At 60.0% G+C, this 14,698-nt stretch carries 15 protein-coding genes and 1 tRNA gene; 9 read left to right on the plus strand and 7 right to left on the minus strand.

Translation table 11 applies throughout. The features are described from left to right. The first annotated feature begins 73 nt into the window (after nucleotides 1-73). The 5 genes from JSS27_07205 (at nucleotide 74) to JSS27_07225 (ending at nucleotide 4,416) form a co-directional block, all read left to right on the plus strand. Nucleotides 74-1,423: a phage major capsid protein gene (locus tag JSS27_07205; protein MBS0208725.1), complete on the plus strand. Its 1,350-nt coding sequence runs from the start codon at nucleotides 74-76 to the stop codon at nucleotides 1,421-1,423. A 10-nt stretch (nucleotides 1,424-1,433) separates the two neighbouring features. Further along, nucleotides 1,434-1,937, plus strand: coding sequence for a hypothetical protein (locus tag JSS27_07210; GenBank protein MBS0208726.1), 504 nt, complete (start codon nucleotides 1,434-1,436; stop codon nucleotides 1,935-1,937). Between the two features lie 93 nt (nucleotides 1,938-2,030). Further along, complete coding sequence (locus tag JSS27_07215; GenBank protein MBS0208727.1) at nucleotides 2,031-2,279, plus strand: hypothetical protein; 249 nt, start codon at nucleotides 2,031-2,033, stop codon at nucleotides 2,277-2,279. Beyond that, nucleotides 2,276-3,583 (plus strand): phage portal protein, encoded by a 1,308-nt coding sequence (locus JSS27_07220; protein ID MBS0208728.1) that lies wholly within the window; start codon nucleotides 2,276-2,278, stop codon nucleotides 3,581-3,583. The genes JSS27_07215 and JSS27_07220 overlap by 4 nt, the downstream gene beginning before the upstream one ends. A 20-nt stretch (nucleotides 3,584-3,603) precedes the next feature. After that, the gene (locus JSS27_07225; protein ID MBS0208729.1) at nucleotides 3,604-4,416 is read left to right on the plus strand and encodes a hypothetical protein; all 813 of its coding nucleotides are present in this window, start codon (nucleotides 3,604-3,606) and stop codon (nucleotides 4,414-4,416) included. A 60-nt stretch (nucleotides 4,417-4,476) separates the two neighbouring features. Here JSS27_07225 and JSS27_07230 read toward each other — a convergent pair whose 3' ends face one another. Both JSS27_07230 and JSS27_07235 read right to left on the minus strand, forming a co-directional pair. After that, complete coding sequence (locus tag JSS27_07230) at nucleotides 4,477-5,475, minus strand: toxin-antitoxin system HicB family antitoxin (protein MBS0208730.1); 999 nt, start codon at nucleotides 5,473-5,475, stop codon at nucleotides 4,477-4,479. Between the two features lie 139 nt (nucleotides 5,476-5,614). After that, nucleotides 5,615-6,010, minus strand: a complete 396-nt coding sequence (locus JSS27_07235; protein ID MBS0208731.1) for a hypothetical protein — start codon at nucleotides 6,008-6,010, stop codon at nucleotides 5,615-5,617. Nucleotides 6,011-6,202: 192 nt separating this feature from the next. Here JSS27_07235 and JSS27_07240 point away from each other — a divergent pair, with 192 nt between their 5' ends. Further along, the gene (locus tag JSS27_07240) at nucleotides 6,203-6,994 is read left to right on the plus strand and encodes a DNA adenine methylase (GenBank protein ID MBS0208732.1); all 792 of its coding nucleotides are present in this window, start codon (nucleotides 6,203-6,205) and stop codon (nucleotides 6,992-6,994) included. Nucleotides 6,995-7,055: 61 nt separating this feature from the next. Here the strand turns inward: JSS27_07240 and JSS27_07245 are convergent, their stop codons facing one another. Together JSS27_07245 and JSS27_07250 are read right to left on the minus strand one after the other, a co-directional pair. Further along, entirely contained in the window at nucleotides 7,056-8,150 is a 1,095-nt protein-coding gene (locus JSS27_07245; GenBank protein MBS0208733.1) for a hypothetical protein, read from the minus strand. A gap of 362 nt (nucleotides 8,151-8,512) precedes the next feature. Continuing rightward, on the minus strand, nucleotides 8,513-8,860 hold the full coding sequence (locus tag JSS27_07250) for a helix-turn-helix transcriptional regulator (protein ID MBS0208734.1): 348 nt from the start codon (nucleotides 8,858-8,860) through the stop codon (nucleotides 8,513-8,515). Nucleotides 8,861-8,905: 45 nt separating this feature from the next. On the opposite strand from JSS27_07250, the gene JSS27_07255 reads away from it, so the two are divergent. Beyond that, on the plus strand, nucleotides 8,906-10,027 hold the full coding sequence (locus tag JSS27_07255) for a site-specific integrase (protein ID MBS0208735.1): 1,122 nt from the start codon (nucleotides 8,906-8,908) through the stop codon (nucleotides 10,025-10,027). Nucleotides 10,028-10,102: 75 nt separating this feature from the next. On the opposite strand, the gene JSS27_07260 is transcribed toward JSS27_07255, so the two are convergent. Next, nucleotides 10,103-10,175, minus strand: a tRNA-Phe gene (locus JSS27_07260). 389 nt (nucleotides 10,176-10,564) lie between these two features. Next, nucleotides 10,565-10,912 (minus strand): rhodanese, encoded by a 348-nt coding sequence (locus JSS27_07265; GenBank protein ID MBS0208736.1) that lies wholly within the window; start codon nucleotides 10,910-10,912, stop codon nucleotides 10,565-10,567. A gap of 113 nt (nucleotides 10,913-11,025) precedes the next feature. Between JSS27_07265 and JSS27_07270 the strand changes: the two genes are divergently transcribed. Then, complete coding sequence (locus JSS27_07270; GenBank protein MBS0208737.1) at nucleotides 11,026-12,300, plus strand: CCA tRNA nucleotidyltransferase; 1,275 nt, start codon at nucleotides 11,026-11,028, stop codon at nucleotides 12,298-12,300. A 270-nt stretch (nucleotides 12,301-12,570) separates the two neighbouring features. Continuing rightward, nucleotides 12,571-13,737: a hypothetical protein gene (locus JSS27_07275; GenBank protein MBS0208738.1), complete on the plus strand. Its 1,167-nt coding sequence runs from the start codon at nucleotides 12,571-12,573 to the stop codon at nucleotides 13,735-13,737. A gap of 28 nt (nucleotides 13,738-13,765) precedes the next feature. Here the strand turns inward: JSS27_07275 and JSS27_07280 are convergent, their stop codons facing one another. After that, nucleotides 13,766-14,485 carry a YHYH protein gene (locus JSS27_07280; GenBank protein MBS0208739.1) on the minus strand — a complete coding sequence of 240 codons (720 nt, stop codon included), beginning with the start codon at nucleotides 14,483-14,485 and terminating at the stop codon, nucleotides 13,766-13,768. Between the last annotated feature and the right edge of the window lie 213 nt (nucleotides 14,486-14,698).

The following is a 14,698-nucleotide window of genomic DNA, read 5'->3' on the forward strand; positions in this document are numbered from 1 at the left end:
GAACGTGCGCGTCGCGATTCATTCGCTTGATGCGCCCAGGGGATCACTGCGCGTCTCCCTTGCGAGAACTACCATGAAACTCACTCCAAGACTCAAGGCTTGGCTGGTGGAACACCACCCTGGCGTCACTACCCAATGCAGCGAAGAGCAATTCAAGAAAGCGGCGCTCACGGCTATCGAAGAGGGCCGCTTGCCGGTCACGACGTTGGCCGACTTGACGCGCGAAGGACCAGCCCCGGCCGACGTATTCAAGTCGTCGGGCAATGTCCGCGTGAAGGACGCCAGCGAAGCGTACTCCACGGTCAAGCACGTGGGCAAACACGCCAAAACTGGCTTGCCGGTCCTGAACGAACAAGGGCAGCACATCGAAACACCCAGCCAGCTCGAATACGCCAAGGCGGGCGCTTATCTCAAGTTCCTGGCCAATCGCGCCGGGGTCAGCGCGCCGCTGAACGAACATGAACGATCGTTGCTGGACGAATGTTTTGAGAAGGACGCCTGGTGCGGCCAACTCGGCAACGAATACGTGGCGTCACTGTCAGGCCAGCGGGTCAAAACGCTGATTAGCGACAACACCAGCGGCGGATTGGAATTGAACCCCGTTTGGTTTGACGAAATGGTCGTGCAGTTCCCCCTCTTGAACGGCGAACTCTTCCCGTTCATCGACCTGAAGGATATGCCGCGCGGCGTGAATGTTCAGGCCGCCAGCGTCGGCAATCCGACGGTCGCTTGGGGGACCGCCGAAGGAACCGCGATGAGCGAGTTCGATACCGATTCGATCGTCGGCGACTTGAATACGTCGGTGTTCCCGGTTTCCTGCGCGCTGGAGTTTGGCCGCGACTTAATGTCCGACTCGCCGGTGAACATCGGTCAAACGCTGGCCGAGAACATTGGCCAACGCATGCTGGCCGAACTGGACGGCGTGATTGTGTTGGGGGATGGCACGACCCAACCGCAAGGCTTGGCCAATGCTTCCGCGATTGCTTCGGTCGTATCGGTCAACGGCGCGGGTGGTCCGCCGACGGTCAGCGACTACGAATCGTTGATGTTCGCGGTCGGTAAGCAGTACCGCAACCCCGCCATGCGGTGCGCCTTTATCGGCAACGATCTCAGCTACCGTCGCGCCCGGGGCATCGCGGTCAGCCCGTCGGATCAACGCCGCGTCTTTGGCATGGATGAACAGAGCTACCAAATGCTCGAACACCCCTACCACGTGCAAAACGACATTCCCAATTCGACTGTCTTTTTTGGCGCGTTGTCGCGCTATCGCCTCTATCGGCGGATGGGACAGGAAGTGCGGTTTGTCACCGAAGGCAAGCAACTGGCGTTGAACAATACCGTCTTGCTGGTCGTGCGTGGCCGTTACGGCGGTCGCGGCATCGACGCCAACGCCTTCGCCAAGATGACCACGGCGCAAAGCTAAGGGGGAGCCAATGTCAAAAACCTGTGACCTGATTGAAGTCGAAGTGCTGCAACCGCTCCACTTTCAGCCGCTAGGCCGCAAGGTGCGGGGACACTTTGACATTCGCGAAGTGGCCCGGCACGACAAAGACGCGGCCGAGTTGTTCAACAAGTGGCCGGAACCGATTCCCGGCCAAGTGTTGGGCATCGACCTGGCCAAAGGGGAAGCCTACTTGGCCGAACCGTTACGCCAACCGCAGCACGCGCCGCTACGCGAGCGATTGGAACGGCTGGGCAAAATCGGCCCCGAACGCCAGACGTTCGCGGGCGCGAGCGCGGCGACGTGGCTGTTTTGGCTGCGCCGCATCGTCGAATCGGGCGCGGCCAAGCTGACCAGGGGGACGTTTCCCCAATCGCTTCCCGGGACGCCGCAGACCGATTTTCTGACCATCAAACAGCCAGACCCGATTGACCGACTCGCAGCGGCGCTAGAGCGCCAAAACGAGTTGATGCAAAAACTGTTGGAACATCGCTAGCCGAACAGTTAGGGGGCGGGAGTATCTCCTAAAGCGCCCGCCTCCTAACTCGGCCCGTTCTATTAATAGAACGGCGCGACGTGGGGAACGATCATGGCTTGGCTATTTGGGAAAGGAATGCCTTCGCGAGCGGTGCGCGCCTTGCTGGCCCAAGTGGCTGAGTTGCGCGGCCAGCTTGCCGACGCCCAGGCGGCGTTGGACGCCGAACGGCGCGTGGCCCGCGTGCAGCAAGCCGAAATCGACTCCCTGGCAGCGGTCATTGCCCGGGACCGGGAACGCATTCACGCCGAAACCGCCGCCTATGCCCGCGCCATAGCCGACGCCGAAGGGGGCCGCCGGTGAACGACTCCCTGACCCATGCGCTAAGCTTTGCAGACCGTCTGCGCGCTGGTTGCCGCAAGACCGCCAGCGCGTCGGCGGGTCAATTCCTGGTCAACCAGCCCAATGGTTCGGCCCTCTATCGGCCCGGCATCATGCAAGCGGCCGAACAATACCGGCACTTTCGCGGCTGGACTTATTGCGCCGTGCGGGCAATCGCCCAGCGCGTCGCGGGGCAATCGGTTTACGTGGCTCGCGTGACCGACGCCCCGGTGACTGGCCGCAAGGGCTTGGCGCTGCCACGCGGCCTGAAGGCGTTGGGGGACCGACTGGAACCGCTGGCCGCGCACCCGTTGCTAAGCGCGCTGGACGATCCGAACGAACTCATGGTCCGCTGGTCCCTGTTGTTTATCACTGTCGCCAGCCTGGAACTGACCGGCCGCGCCCATTGGTGGCTGGCCGCGTCACCCCGGGGAAACGAAATCTGGCCGATTCCCGCCCATTGGATCGAACCGGTCGACCCGATGCGCGGCGCGTGGTGCCTGCGCCCGTTCGGTGGCGCAAGCGAAGTCATTTTGCCCGGGGAAGACGTGGCCTACTTCAGCCTCCCCGATCCTGGCAACCCGTTTGGCTGGACCAGCCCCCTGCAAACGCAAGCTTTGGCGGTGTCGGCTGACGAAGAATTGCAGAACTCGCAATACCGCGCCTTCCGCAATGGCATCTTCCCTCAGTTCGCGATTACGGTCGGCAGTGTCACGGATGCGATCAGCGGCAAAGGGGTGCGCCCGGTCCTGGAACCCGAGCAACGCCAGCAAGTCACCGAAGCGATCAAGTCTTATTACCAGGGGGCCATGAACTACGGTTGGCCGCTGTTGCTGGACGGCATGATTGAAAAAATCGAGCCACTAACAACCGCGCCACGCGAGATGGACTTTCTGGACAGCGGCAAGCAAACGAAGTCGCGCATCATGCAGGCGTTTGGCGTCAATCCGTTGATCGTCGGCGAGATTGAAGGGGCCAACCGCGCCCAAGCTGTCGTCGCGGAACAAATCTTTTGCTCATCGACGATCAATCCTTTGCTGGAATTGATGGGGCAAACGCTGACCGGCTTTGTCGGTCACAAGTTCGCCGCGCCCGGTGAAAAGCTGGTGGCGTGGCTGGAACCGTGTCGGGCCGACGATCCGGAAGAGCGTCGCGCCGATTGGGAAGTGGCGTTGAAGTACGGCGCGGCCACGCTCAACGAATACCGGGTGCAAGTGTTGAACCTGGCGGCGGACAACCGATTCGACGTGGCGTTGTCCCCAGTGACGATGCAACCGTTGCCGTAGTCCGCGCGCTGGCTCTTAAAATGACCGCTACGCTGGCACGCCGCAGTATTCGGGAATCGCTTTGGCTTCGCGTCCACGGCGCGGGGGAGCGCAGCTTTGCGCGCGTGCTAGCCGACTACTTTGCCAGCCAAGCGGCCCGCATTGCCGATGCCGTCGCCCAGTTCCACGTTCCCGGCCCGAGCATCGTCCCCCAAGTCTTTCGCGAGCCTGAGGAACTGGCCGCGCTCATGCGGCTGGTCCATCCGCAATTGTTCCGCTTGACGACGACGGGCGCGGTGCTGGAATGGCAACTAGATGACGGGCACAAGTCAACGCAACAGAATCTCCCCTTCGGCCCCACGTTGGCTGTCGACTTGCCCGACTTTGTTGTGGCTGCAATTCGCCAGTTTGTGGCCGAGTTGGAACAGCAACCGTACTGGCGGGCCATCCAGACCGAAACGTCGGCCCGCTTGGCCACGATCCTGCGCCACGGCCTGGAAGACGGCTTCAGTCACCACCAGCTTCAGTTACAGATTCGGGAACAGCTTGGCGGCTTGCCCGCCCGCGCCCGGGCATTGACGATCGCGCGCACCGAAACGACGGGCGCTTTGAACGCAGGTCATCAAGCGGTTTACGAAGAGTTGCGGCGCGGCGGCTTGATTGCCGGGAAGGAATGGCTGGCCGTGCTGGACGGCCATACGCGGCTGGCCCATGAAACGATCAGCGGCACAACGGTCGACGTAAACGACACGTTCAACGTCGGGGGCTACCCGGCCCGCTGGCCCGGCGATTTTACCTTGCCGGGGGAACAGCGCATCAATTGCCGCTGCACAACGCTGGGAAGCTTCTGCTAGTTTCGTTCTCGGCTAACAAAGGCTGCACTACGGCAATACCGCAGTGCAGCCTCGAAATGATTAAGCCGCAATTTGATAATTCAAAAGCGGACGCTCAGCATTAATAAACGAAGTAAGCCACGACAACCGAATGTCCCTCTTGGCGGAAGGAAGGACTAGTGTTTTGAGGGTCAGTCCTTTTCCGCAATCGTCGTCTAGCCAGTCTGCCAACCCCGCCTGAGCATGGATCGCAATTCGCTTATGGAGATTCTCCGTTTCGCCAGCAAAAATGGGCCGTGAGTGGTCATAGAGCGCATATCCACCAGGCATAGCCGCAATCGTCGAAAGATCAACTCGCTTCAGGGGTCCTGCAGCTACCAGATCGTATTCTTTAATGCTACGGTCCACGGGCTTTAGACGGTGAGTTTTCCGCAGATTCAGGGCTGCACAAAGAAGCTTCAACGAGAACGTCCCTGGGGCAATTCTCACCGCAATTTGTTCGTACTGATCTCGCAATTGCGGATCACACAAGACCCTGTCCAGCGTTACCCCCTCTGTCCGCTGCAAGATGCGAATTGCGATTTCCGCAGCAAACGCATAGCCATCGTAATCGTCAAAGCCGCTTCGCTTTGTCGCCTTGTTTAGCCTTGCACTGTATTTGGCCGTCTTGCGAATGTTCATCAACGTGTGGTTCAGCACCCATGCATTCTCGGTCAGACCAAGCTGGCTGCACTTCGACAAGAAAGCATTATTAAGTGCGCGCTCAACTATGACCCAATCCGTTGAATATCCTCCGTGCACTGCATTGAAGGCATCAACTACCAGTTCTCGCTTTAATTCGCCGGAACTTCCAAACGGAATCGAAAGCTTGCAAGCGGCAAGCTGATTAAGACTCACGCCTTCGCGCTTTGCCTCAATATCAAGCTTGTAATGAACGGTCTTAGGAATACGAACGATGAACTTGCCACTTTTATCTGTTGGCTTGCTGCCCTTCACCACTCCTGTTTTGGAAATGACGCTGGCAAAAATCTGGTCAAGCTCCTTGCACTGCGGCGAGTCAATAAATGCCTGCCGTTGCATTTCGTCCGGAAATGCAATGACAAACACGCCGCCGGGCGCATAAAGCTCGTTAGAAAAATCAGCCCAAGACGTCGAGCGATCCGCAATCGCCTTGGCCGCTTGAATTACTTGGTTGGCTTTTGTTTCGAGTGACATCGTATTAACCTCCCTCCCCTGCTGCTCGTCGGTCCTCTGGCTCCTTTTGACTTCCAGATTCCTCGGATGGTTCATCGTCGCCGTGTTCGATGGGGAAGATTTCGACCGTCGGCAACGGGGCGTCAAAGTACATTGCTTTTTGCTTCAGTCGCTTGCCAATGGAGTAAACCAGTTCTTTCAGTTCCGGCACCCGCGCGATTGGGACTGCAATTTCAATCCACAGGGATGGCTCCGCCTGCCCTTCCCAGACCCCATCACGCTGGCCCAAAACCGTCCAGCCGCCAAACTGTCGCCGCATTGCGGCAAAGATGGCGACTAGATCGTTCTCTGGAGTTTCGCTGCCGTCGTTCAGAACCAGAGGAATCTGAAAACGACATGGGCAAAGTTTGTGGTCACTCATGCCCGATATGGTACTACTAGTGATACTATACGTCAAACATTGGTTCACGGCAACAGAAAAAAATCATCGGAACTTATTATAAATTAAGTGGTTGCGCGACAAGCCCTGGTATTGACGAATCGAGCGTTGAGCACAAGAATTAGCCATCGCTACCCGCAACACCTGCCAGCTAAACAATGGAGCACTGAACAAATGATCCGTTCGCCGGTCAAGTGGTACGGAGGAAAACGCTACCTTGCTGACAAGATCATTGGGCTATTTCCCACCCATCGCGTTTACCTAGAGCCCTTTGGCGGCGGGGCTTGGGTGTTGCTCAACAAGCGTCCCGTAGACGTTGAAACATACAACGACTTGGATCAGCGAATCACTCGGCTGTTTCGAGTGTTACGCGACGACGGCGATCAGTTCTTAGCCAAAGTACAACTCATGCCGTACTCGCAGGTCGAGTTCAACGACTCGAAGAGGTATCCCGAAGGAGCGACAGAACTCGATAAAGCCATCTGTGATTTTGTGCGATGGCGACAATCATTTGGTGGCAAAGGGCAATCGTGGAGCTACACCACTGGCAGAGCAAGAGGCGGAATGGCTGGCGACGTCAACGCTTGGTGGTCTGCGATCGAAGGGTTGCCGCAAGTTATCGAACGGTTAAGAAGGGTACAAATCGTCTGCCAGCCAGCTTGCGAAGCGATAAAGCGATTTGACCATGAAGAAGGGTTGATCTATTGCGATCCGCCCTACGTTCATTCGACTCGGGGCAAAGGTGGAACCGATGTTTACGGCGTGGAAATGAGCGATGAACAGCATCGCGAGTTGGCGTCAACACTGGCCAACTGCAAGTCGAAGGCAATTGTGAGCGGCTACCCTTCGCAACTCTACGATGAGCTATACGCCGAATGGAACCGTATCGACATCGACATCGCAAACCATGCTGCAGGCGGCAAGACCAAAGCCCGAGAGGTCGAATGCCTATGGAAGAACTACTAGGCTGCCAGGTGCATCGTCTGCGTCAGAGCTGAAGTGTTTCTTCCCAAGTGGCACTAGGGACTTACTCGCCGAGCAATGATCTTGCTTCGCTCGCCGCGTCGGTTTCGGGGTACTGCTTCACGATCTTGCGAAGCCAGCTTTTGTAGCTTTCGTTGTCCCCCTTTTCTTGGAACGACTTGGCAATCTTCAGATAGTTGGCCGCGATGACGGGCCGGTTTTTTTCGGCGGACGCTTTGCGGCGTTCGACCTCTGCTTGCATCGCCGCCTTTTTTGCTTCGGCTTCTTTGCGCTTGGCCGCTTCGCCTTCCCGCTTCTGCGCAGCCGCGTCGGGTTCATTGGCCTGCGGCGTGGCTGGCTCATTCCCCTCTAGCGACTCGGCAACTTTCGTCAGGGCCGCAAATAGGTCGGGGTCCATGTAGGCGCACTGATCTTCGATCATGCACAGGACCAGTTCCCAGCGTTCGTTGCGATAGTTGAGCGTCGTTTTCCAGGGGACGGTCAGCGACGCGCCCAAGGCATTCTTGGCTTTGACGTTCCCGCTCACGTTGTAAACGATCATCCCCTGGTTCTCCCCCTTTTCGACTGCGTAACCATTCGCCGATTCGCCGCCCCAAGGGAACTGCGCATCAAGCGGGTAGCGCAGGAACTTTTTTACGTAATCCTGAGAAGTTACGATGGCTTTGCTTTTCAGTTGGCCGACTGACTGTTGACTCTTAGCGGCAGCTTGTTGCCGCGCCGCTTCAGCGCGGCGATTCTCGCCATCCGCGACAATCTTTTTGTATCGCGCGTTGGCGTCCGCGCCGTCGAGTGACAGCCGCGCCCCGCGCTCGAATGCCGTGTTCATCCAGCGTTCGGCTTCTTGCGTACGCCCGTTGCTCAATTCGTGTTCGATGATGCGCTTGAGAATCAACGCCTGGTCGGGGGCTGCGGTATAGGCCGACTTATACTTGGCGACGGCCTCATCGCGTTTATTGTTGGCGTACAGCGCATTGGCGGTTTCAAGTTCGGACGCTTGCTTTTGGTGATCCAAAGCCATCCAAACCACGAGCGCGACCAGGGCCGCGACCACCACCCCCAAACAACCAACGGTTGCCAAACAGCCTTTGAGGAACGAACTCCCTTTGGAACGACCGTACTGCCCGCTTCGGTTTGCCATGTTCCGCTCGTCACTGGTGTTAATGAACGATTCCCAAAACGAAAGGAGCGTCGAACCAAGGCCGCTCCTGGAGCCCCCGCCAAGGGGCGTAGAGAACAGCACTTGGCCGACGCCCCCTTTCGGGAGCGCGGTCCAAGCACTGCTTCTCTACTTTCAAGGGCCTTGCGGCCCAGGTTGGCGGATTTCCAGAAAGCAGTAACTTGACGCTCGCGCGTCATTCAATTGTTTCGAGCTAAATTGTGCTAAGGCATAGTGCCTTGGGTTCCTGTTTGGTGGCTGAGTTGTTGGACTTCGTTAACGGGCAGTGTACCCGAGCCGGTGAACAATATAACTACCGATCAACGGGGCTACGGACGTTGGCCCTAGCGCCGGGCCGTCGCTTTCGGTTGAATCTCTAAACCGAAGTAATCGAGCAGCACAGCCGTCGTCTCGATTCGCAAGCTTGATCCATTCACAAATCGGCTCAATACCGGCTGTGGAATATGGGTATCACGGGCAATCTGGTTTTGCGACCGCCCGCAGTTTTGGATTAGGTTTCGCAACCCCGCCGTTAGCCCCGTGGCCAGCATCTCCGTTTCCTTTCGCGAATAGCTCTTGGCCTGGACGACGAAATCGCCAGCGGCAAAGTCGATTTTGGACGCAGCTTTCTTTCCCATAAGAATAATAGCGAAGTGTATTGATTGTGGGCAATAGCAATATGTATAACTCATGTAGCGGCGCACGTTGCGCCGCGCACTCACTTAGGAGACTAGACAATGAAGGCATGGGTTTCGCAAGACTCGAAACAGGTCAAGAAAAGGGGGTCCGACCAGGCGTCCTGGTACGTCGGCTGGATCGACCCCGACGGCAAGCGGCGTTGCCGTGGCTTTGGCCCGGGCGCACGGGGCAAGAATGCGGCGTTCAAGTTCAAAGAGAAGACGGAAGCCGAGTTGCTGACCGGCACGTATCAGACGGTCAGCCGCAAGACGTGGAAGGACTTCCGGGCCGATTACGATGCCAAGGTGCTGAACGTCATGGAACCCGGCACCAAACAGGCCACGGAATACGCGCTGAAGCATTTTGTCCGGATCATCAACCCGGTTCGCATGCAGGCCATCAATTCGCGGACGTTTGCCGAGTACGTCGCCCAGCGGCGTCAGGAAAAGCGATCCAAAGAAGGGGCCAACGTCTCGGCCGCGACGGTCAACAAGGAACTGCGGCACCTGCGGGCCGTCATCCGCAAGGCGTACCGCTGGGGCTACCTGCCACGGTTGCCCGAGTTTGAGTTCCTGCGGGAAGGGAAGAAACTCCCCACCTACGTCACGCCCGAAGACTTCGCCGCCATCTACAAGGCTTGCGACGCGGCCAAGCGTCCCGACGATGGCCCCTACCCTGCGGCCGAGTGGTGGCGTGGCTTGCTGGTCATGGCCTACATGACCGGCTGGCGGATCGGTTCGCTGTTGGCCCTCAAACGCCGCGACGTTGATTTAGAAGCGGGGACGGCCCTGTCCCTTGCCGAAGACAACAAAGGCAATCGGGACCAGCTTGTGGCGTTGCATCCGGTCGTGATTGACCACCTCTGCAAGCTGACCAGCTTTGACGCCCATTACTTCCCCTGGAACCACACTTGGGGAGCGCTCTATAAGCAGTTCCGACGGATTCAGCATGCGGCCGGGATCAAGCTGGCGGGGCCGAAGGGGGACTACACGTTTCACGACCTGCGGCGAGCGTTCGCCACGATGAACGCTGACCGACTGTCCCCCCAAGCCTTGCAAGAGTTGATGCAGCACAAGTCGTTCACCACGACCCAGCGCTATATCAACATGGCCCGCCAGTTGACTCCGACGGTTCAGAATCTGTTCACTCCGACCCTTCCCGCCGTCGCGACCGGGGGATGAGGGTTTTATGCGGGACGGTCATCCGTCCGCGCATAAAAAAAGCCACGACCTGTAATAAGTCGCGGCTTTCTTCAGTGGTTGGGGCCGGGATTGAACCGGCGACACATGGATTTTCAGTCCATTGCTCTACCAACTGAGCTACCCAACCAGGCAGCCCGCGAGCTCGTCCTTTGACCATCGTACGCGCTGCACTGCGTATGCAGCGACCGACTTACCATCGACGAACCTGGGCAAATCTGGAACTACAAAGCCTACCACGAAACCAGAGTTTCGCAAGCCCGGCCAAGTTCGCGCCAGCGGCTCACCCGGACCTCAAAAAAAGGAAGTGGAACCGCAAAGACGCAAAGAGCGCAAAGAAAATCCAGGGAAAACGAAACGCAGAGAGCGCTGAGGGGAAGAAGGGATACGTCCCTGCTCCGCGATTCTCTGCGCCCTCTGCGTTTCAAATTGCCTTCTTTCCCCTTCGCGTCCTTTGCGTCTTTGCGGTTCAAAATTTCGTGCCGCACAACTTGGTGTTGCTCAATACCGCGGCGCTGCTCAATACCTTGGCACTGTCGGATCGATCTCCTGGGACCAGCGGTCGATGCCGCCGGTCAGGTTCTGGGCCTGCTCGAACCCTTGCTGGCGCAGCCAATGGGTCACGCGCAGGCTCCGCCCGCCGTGGTGACAATGGACCACAATCGGACCCTGCTTGTGTGGCTGCAACTCTCCCAACCGCTGGGGAATCTGGCCCATCGGGATCAACACTGTTCCCGCGATTTGGGCCGTCCGCTGCTCATCCGGCTCGCGACAATCGAGGAACAAGAACTTTTCGCCACGGTCCAGCCGTTCTTTCACCGCGCGGCAGTCAATCTCCAAAGGGACACTGGCTTGGGGTACACTCATCGTTGCTTGACCTGGACTAAAGTAAAGGGATCGAAGCCGGTGGCGGCGGGGCGTGGTCGCCATTTTATCTGCTCGCCAAGCCGTCGCGAAGCCTGAGCCCGAGAAACTTTCCCATGCAGCCCGAGCCTGTAGCTCAGCGACAATTCGCCGTCGACATCGTGCGACGGCTGCGCGCGGCCGGCTTCGAGGCCCTGTGGGCCGGCGGTTGTGTGCGTGACCACTTATTGTCGCACACGCCTAAGGATTACGACGTGGCCACCAACGCCACGCCCGACGCGGTGCGCGGGGTATTCGGCCATCGCCGCACGCTGGCCATTGGAGCCTCGTTCGGCGTGATCGCGGTCGTCGGTTCGCGCGAGCAGGGGACCGTCGAGGTCACGACCTTTCGCCAGGACGAGTCGTACAGCGACGGCCGCCGACCCGACCGCGTGGTCTTCACCAACGCCGAGCAGGACGCCCAGCGGCGCGACTTCACGATCAACGGCCTGTTCTTCGATCCGCTCGCCGAGCGAGTGATTGACTATGTCGGCGGCATTGTCGACATCGGGCAGCGGCGCGTGCGGGCCATCGGCGACCCGTTGGCCCGGTTTACCGAAGACAAGTTGCGGATGCTGCGCGCCGTGCGAATGGCGGCGCGGTTCGACTTTGCCATCGACCCGACGACGGCCGAAGCCATTCGCGGCATGGCCACCGAAGTGCTGGTGGTCAGCGCCGAGCGCATCGCCCAAGAGATGCGGCAACTGCTGACGTTGCCGCGCCGGGTGCTGGGGCTCGAACTGCTGGCCAATGTCAAGCTGCTCGCGTCGCTGTTGCCCGAGGTGGCGGCCTATCGGCCCGAGGCGTGGCAGCAGTCGTTGCGCCTGATCGGTGAGTTGCAGATTCAGACGTTTCCGCTGGTCCTGGGGGTGTTACTTTCCGAAACGATCGTTGAAAGCGAAATCGTCACTTTGGCACAGGTCGACGCCGTGCGCCGGCGGTGGCGACTGTCGAACGAGGAACATGATCAGATGGCGTGGCTGGTCCGTCAGCGCCACGCGCTGGTTGGTGCCGACCGCCAGCCCTGGTCGCGCGTCCAGCGATTGTTCCTGCACCCGTGCATCGGAGCGTTGATCGAGTGGCATGCCGCGCGGCAGCGATTGCTCGGCGCGGTGCAAGATGACATCTTGTTCTGCCAGCGGCGGCTGGCCGAACCGATCGAGCTGTGGAACCCGGCCCCGCTGATCAGCGGCGACGACCTGATTAAGCTGGGGCTGCCCGGCGGCAAGCGGTTTGCGCAACTGCTGGAAACGGTTCGCAACGCCCAACTCGACGGCCAGGTCGCCACCCACTCCGAGGCGCTCGTGCTGGCCCAGCGCTGCTGGAACGAGCAGCAAGACGCCGCGGAATAAGTACCCCTTTCTCGGGTAGCCCGGACAACTTGTTGTCCGGGTCGCGTCAGCGACAAGAGGGACGAGGGCAAGGCTTGTACTCAGGGCGGCTGGCCCAGCCGCTCGCTGGCTGGGTCGCGGCAGCGACAAGAAGAATGCTCGCGGTCTTGCACTCGGCGTTCGTACCGTCCACGATGCCTCTTGTTGCTGCGCAACCCCGACAACGAGTTGTCGGGGCTACCCAGATCGTTTCCCATCGCTCACCTTCACGCACTCCAGAGTCACCACCCCATGAACTGCGCATCGCTTGTTTTGTATTGCAGCCTGGCGCTGGCCGCGCCGCCCGCCACGCAGGCGACCATCGACACCGTGGCCGGCAACGGCAAGCCGGGGAATAACGGCGCGACGGGGCCGGCGACCGAGATGTCGATCGACCAACCGTTCGGTGTCGAGGTCGGCCCCGACGGCGCGCTGTACGTCACCGAAGTCGGCACGCATCGCATCCGTCGCGTCGATCTCAAGACCGGTGCGCTGACGACCGTGGCGGGCAACGGCCGCAAGGGCTACACCGGCGACGGCGGGCCGGCCACCGAAGCCTCGTTGAACGAGCCGTACGAGGTCCGCTTCGACCGGGCCGGCAACATGATCTTCGTCGAAATGCAAAACCACATCGTCCGCCGCGTCGATGTTCAGACGGGCGTTATCACCACCGTGGCGGGGACCGGCCGCGCGGGCTTCGGCGGCGACGGCGGGCCGGCCACCAAGGCCCAGTTCAGCAGCCCGCACAGCATCGCGCTCGACCGCGAAGACAACATTTACATCGCCGACATCCTGAACCATCGCATTCGCCGCGTCGACGCCAAGACCGGTATCGTCGAAACGATCGCCGGCACGGGGGACAAGAAACTTCCCGACGAGTCCAAGCCGGCGCGCGGCCAGCCGATCTTTGGCCCGCGAGCGTTGTACATCGTCGGCGACACGTTGTGGATCGCCCTGCGTGAAGGGAACAGCGTGTGGTCGATGTCGTTGGTCGATGGCCAACTGAAGCGCGTGGCCGGCACCGGCAAGAAGGGTTTCACGGGCGACGGCGGCCCGCCGCTCGAAGCGACGTTCGATGGCCCGAAGGGAATCGCGGTTGATTCCCGGGAGATGGTCTATGTGGTCGATACCGAGAATCAGACGATCCGGTTGATCAACCCTCTCGCGGGCACCATCTCGACCTTTGCAGGAGTCGGACCCAAATCGCGTGGCTACGCCGGCGACGGTGGACCCGCGACGGCAGCGCACATGGATCGCCCGCACGGCATCTGTGTCAGCCAAAGTGGGGCTGTTTTCATTGGCGACACGAACAACCATCGTGTGCGGCACGTGCCGTCGCAGCCTTCTGTGACAATTGAGAAAGGCACTCGCAGTCTTCGCGTCCGAATCACGCCCGGCGATGGCCGCCCGGACGACTGATACATCATCGGCTGCTTTGACAACAATCTCACTGCACCGGCATGCGTACGCGCGGCCCGCGGCGAAAGTTCGAGGCCTCGGTCACACCCCAGAAGCCGCCGACAATGTACGGAAACTTGCCCGGCGTGGCGTGGTAGTGAAACCCGCGCACCGGGTCGGTGTGGCCGTTGAAGGCGTCCAACGGGTGTTCGCTGTCGTCCTTGGCCATCACACCGGCCCGCTCGTACGGTCCATAGACCGGAAAGCCGTCGAAGGCGAAACCGATGACCGGCGAGTGATCGTTCCCCTCGTCGGTCCACGGCGACTTCACGCAGACCGGGTATTTGTGATAGTGATACTCGTACATCGGGCTCGGGTGGCCGCAGCAGCGGTCCATCCGCGGCGAGGCGTCGATGCCGCCAGCGTCGAACGGGTTGAAGAAAACCACGCCATTCACGGCGATGCCGATCGCGCCCCCGGGGAGGGCGAAGTTCAGGTTGCCGGTGTTCATCGCCACATGGCTCGGATTCTCACGCGGCACCAGCGGCAAGTGCCAGGTGTCGTGCTTTTCCTGGATGTAACCCGGGTTGCCGTCGGCCGAGCGTGACCAGTCCGGGAAAAACGCGGTCGGATGGTTCGGCAAATTGTGCGAGTGGACGACCAGATGCGTCGGCGTGACGTCGATCGTGACGCAATCGGCGATGAACCGATCTTGCGCAACGAGCTTGCCCGACAGATCGAGATTCCCTTTTCGCAGCCAGGCGGACATGTTGTCGGCAAACGGCGTCTCGACGCGCGAGGTGAGATAGCAAAGCTGGTCGGCATTCGCATGATCGAAGCGCTTGGGAACCTCGCGCGAACCGCCCCGCGGATCGTAGTGCCAGCGCCCGCCAATCGGCACCAGGTCCGCGGCGGCCGACGGCGCGCCACGCGACGAGCGGCGCTCGTTGATAAAGACCGTATACTCGGCCGGGTCGGGAAT

The organism is Planctomycetota bacterium (genome assembly GCA_018242585.1).
In the GTDB taxonomy this organism is placed as follows: domain Bacteria; phylum Planctomycetota; class Planctomycetia; order Pirellulales; family PNKZ01; genus JAFEBQ01.

Bases quoted from the DNA above. Each gene is read 5' to 3' on its own strand.
- JSS27_07230 (MBS0208730.1), bottom strand. From the start codon at position 5,475: ATGCAACGGCAGGCATTTATTGACTCGCCGCAGTGCAAGGAGCTTGAC.
- JSS27_07280 (MBS0208739.1), bottom strand. From the start codon at position 14,485: ATGTCCGCCTGGCTGCGAAAAGGGAATCTCGATCTGTCGGGCAAGCTC.
- JSS27_07275 (MBS0208738.1), top strand. From the start codon at position 12,571: ATGAACTGCGCATCGCTTGTTTTGTATTGCAGCCTGGCGCTGGCCGCG.
- JSS27_07235 (MBS0208731.1), bottom strand. From the start codon at position 6,010: ATGAGTGACCACAAACTTTGCCCATGTCGTTTTCAGATTCCTCTGGTT.
- JSS27_07255 (MBS0208735.1), top strand. From the start codon at position 8,906: ATGAAGGCATGGGTTTCGCAAGACTCGAAACAGGTCAAGAAAAGGGGG.
- JSS27_07210 (MBS0208726.1), top strand. From the start codon at position 1,434: ATGTCAAAAACCTGTGACCTGATTGAAGTCGAAGTGCTGCAACCGCTC.
- JSS27_07265 (MBS0208736.1), bottom strand. From the start codon at position 10,912: ATGAGTGTACCCCAAGCCAGTGTCCCTTTGGAGATTGACTGCCGCGCG.
- JSS27_07215 (MBS0208727.1), top strand. From the start codon at position 2,031: ATGGCTTGGCTATTTGGGAAAGGAATGCCTTCGCGAGCGGTGCGCGCC.
- JSS27_07225 (MBS0208729.1), top strand. From the start codon at position 3,604: ATGACCGCTACGCTGGCACGCCGCAGTATTCGGGAATCGCTTTGGCTT.
- JSS27_07250 (MBS0208734.1), bottom strand. From the start codon at position 8,860: ATGAGTTATACATATTGCTATTGCCCACAATCAATACACTTCGCTATT.
- JSS27_07240 (MBS0208732.1), top strand. From the start codon at position 6,203: ATGATCCGTTCGCCGGTCAAGTGGTACGGAGGAAAACGCTACCTTGCT.
- JSS27_07270 (MBS0208737.1), top strand. From the start codon at position 11,026: ATGCAGCCCGAGCCTGTAGCTCAGCGACAATTCGCCGTCGACATCGTG.
- JSS27_07205 (MBS0208725.1), top strand. From the start codon at position 74: ATGAAACTCACTCCAAGACTCAAGGCTTGGCTGGTGGAACACCACCCT.
- JSS27_07245 (MBS0208733.1), bottom strand. From the start codon at position 8,150: ATGGCAAACCGAAGCGGGCAGTACGGTCGTTCCAAAGGGAGTTCGTTC.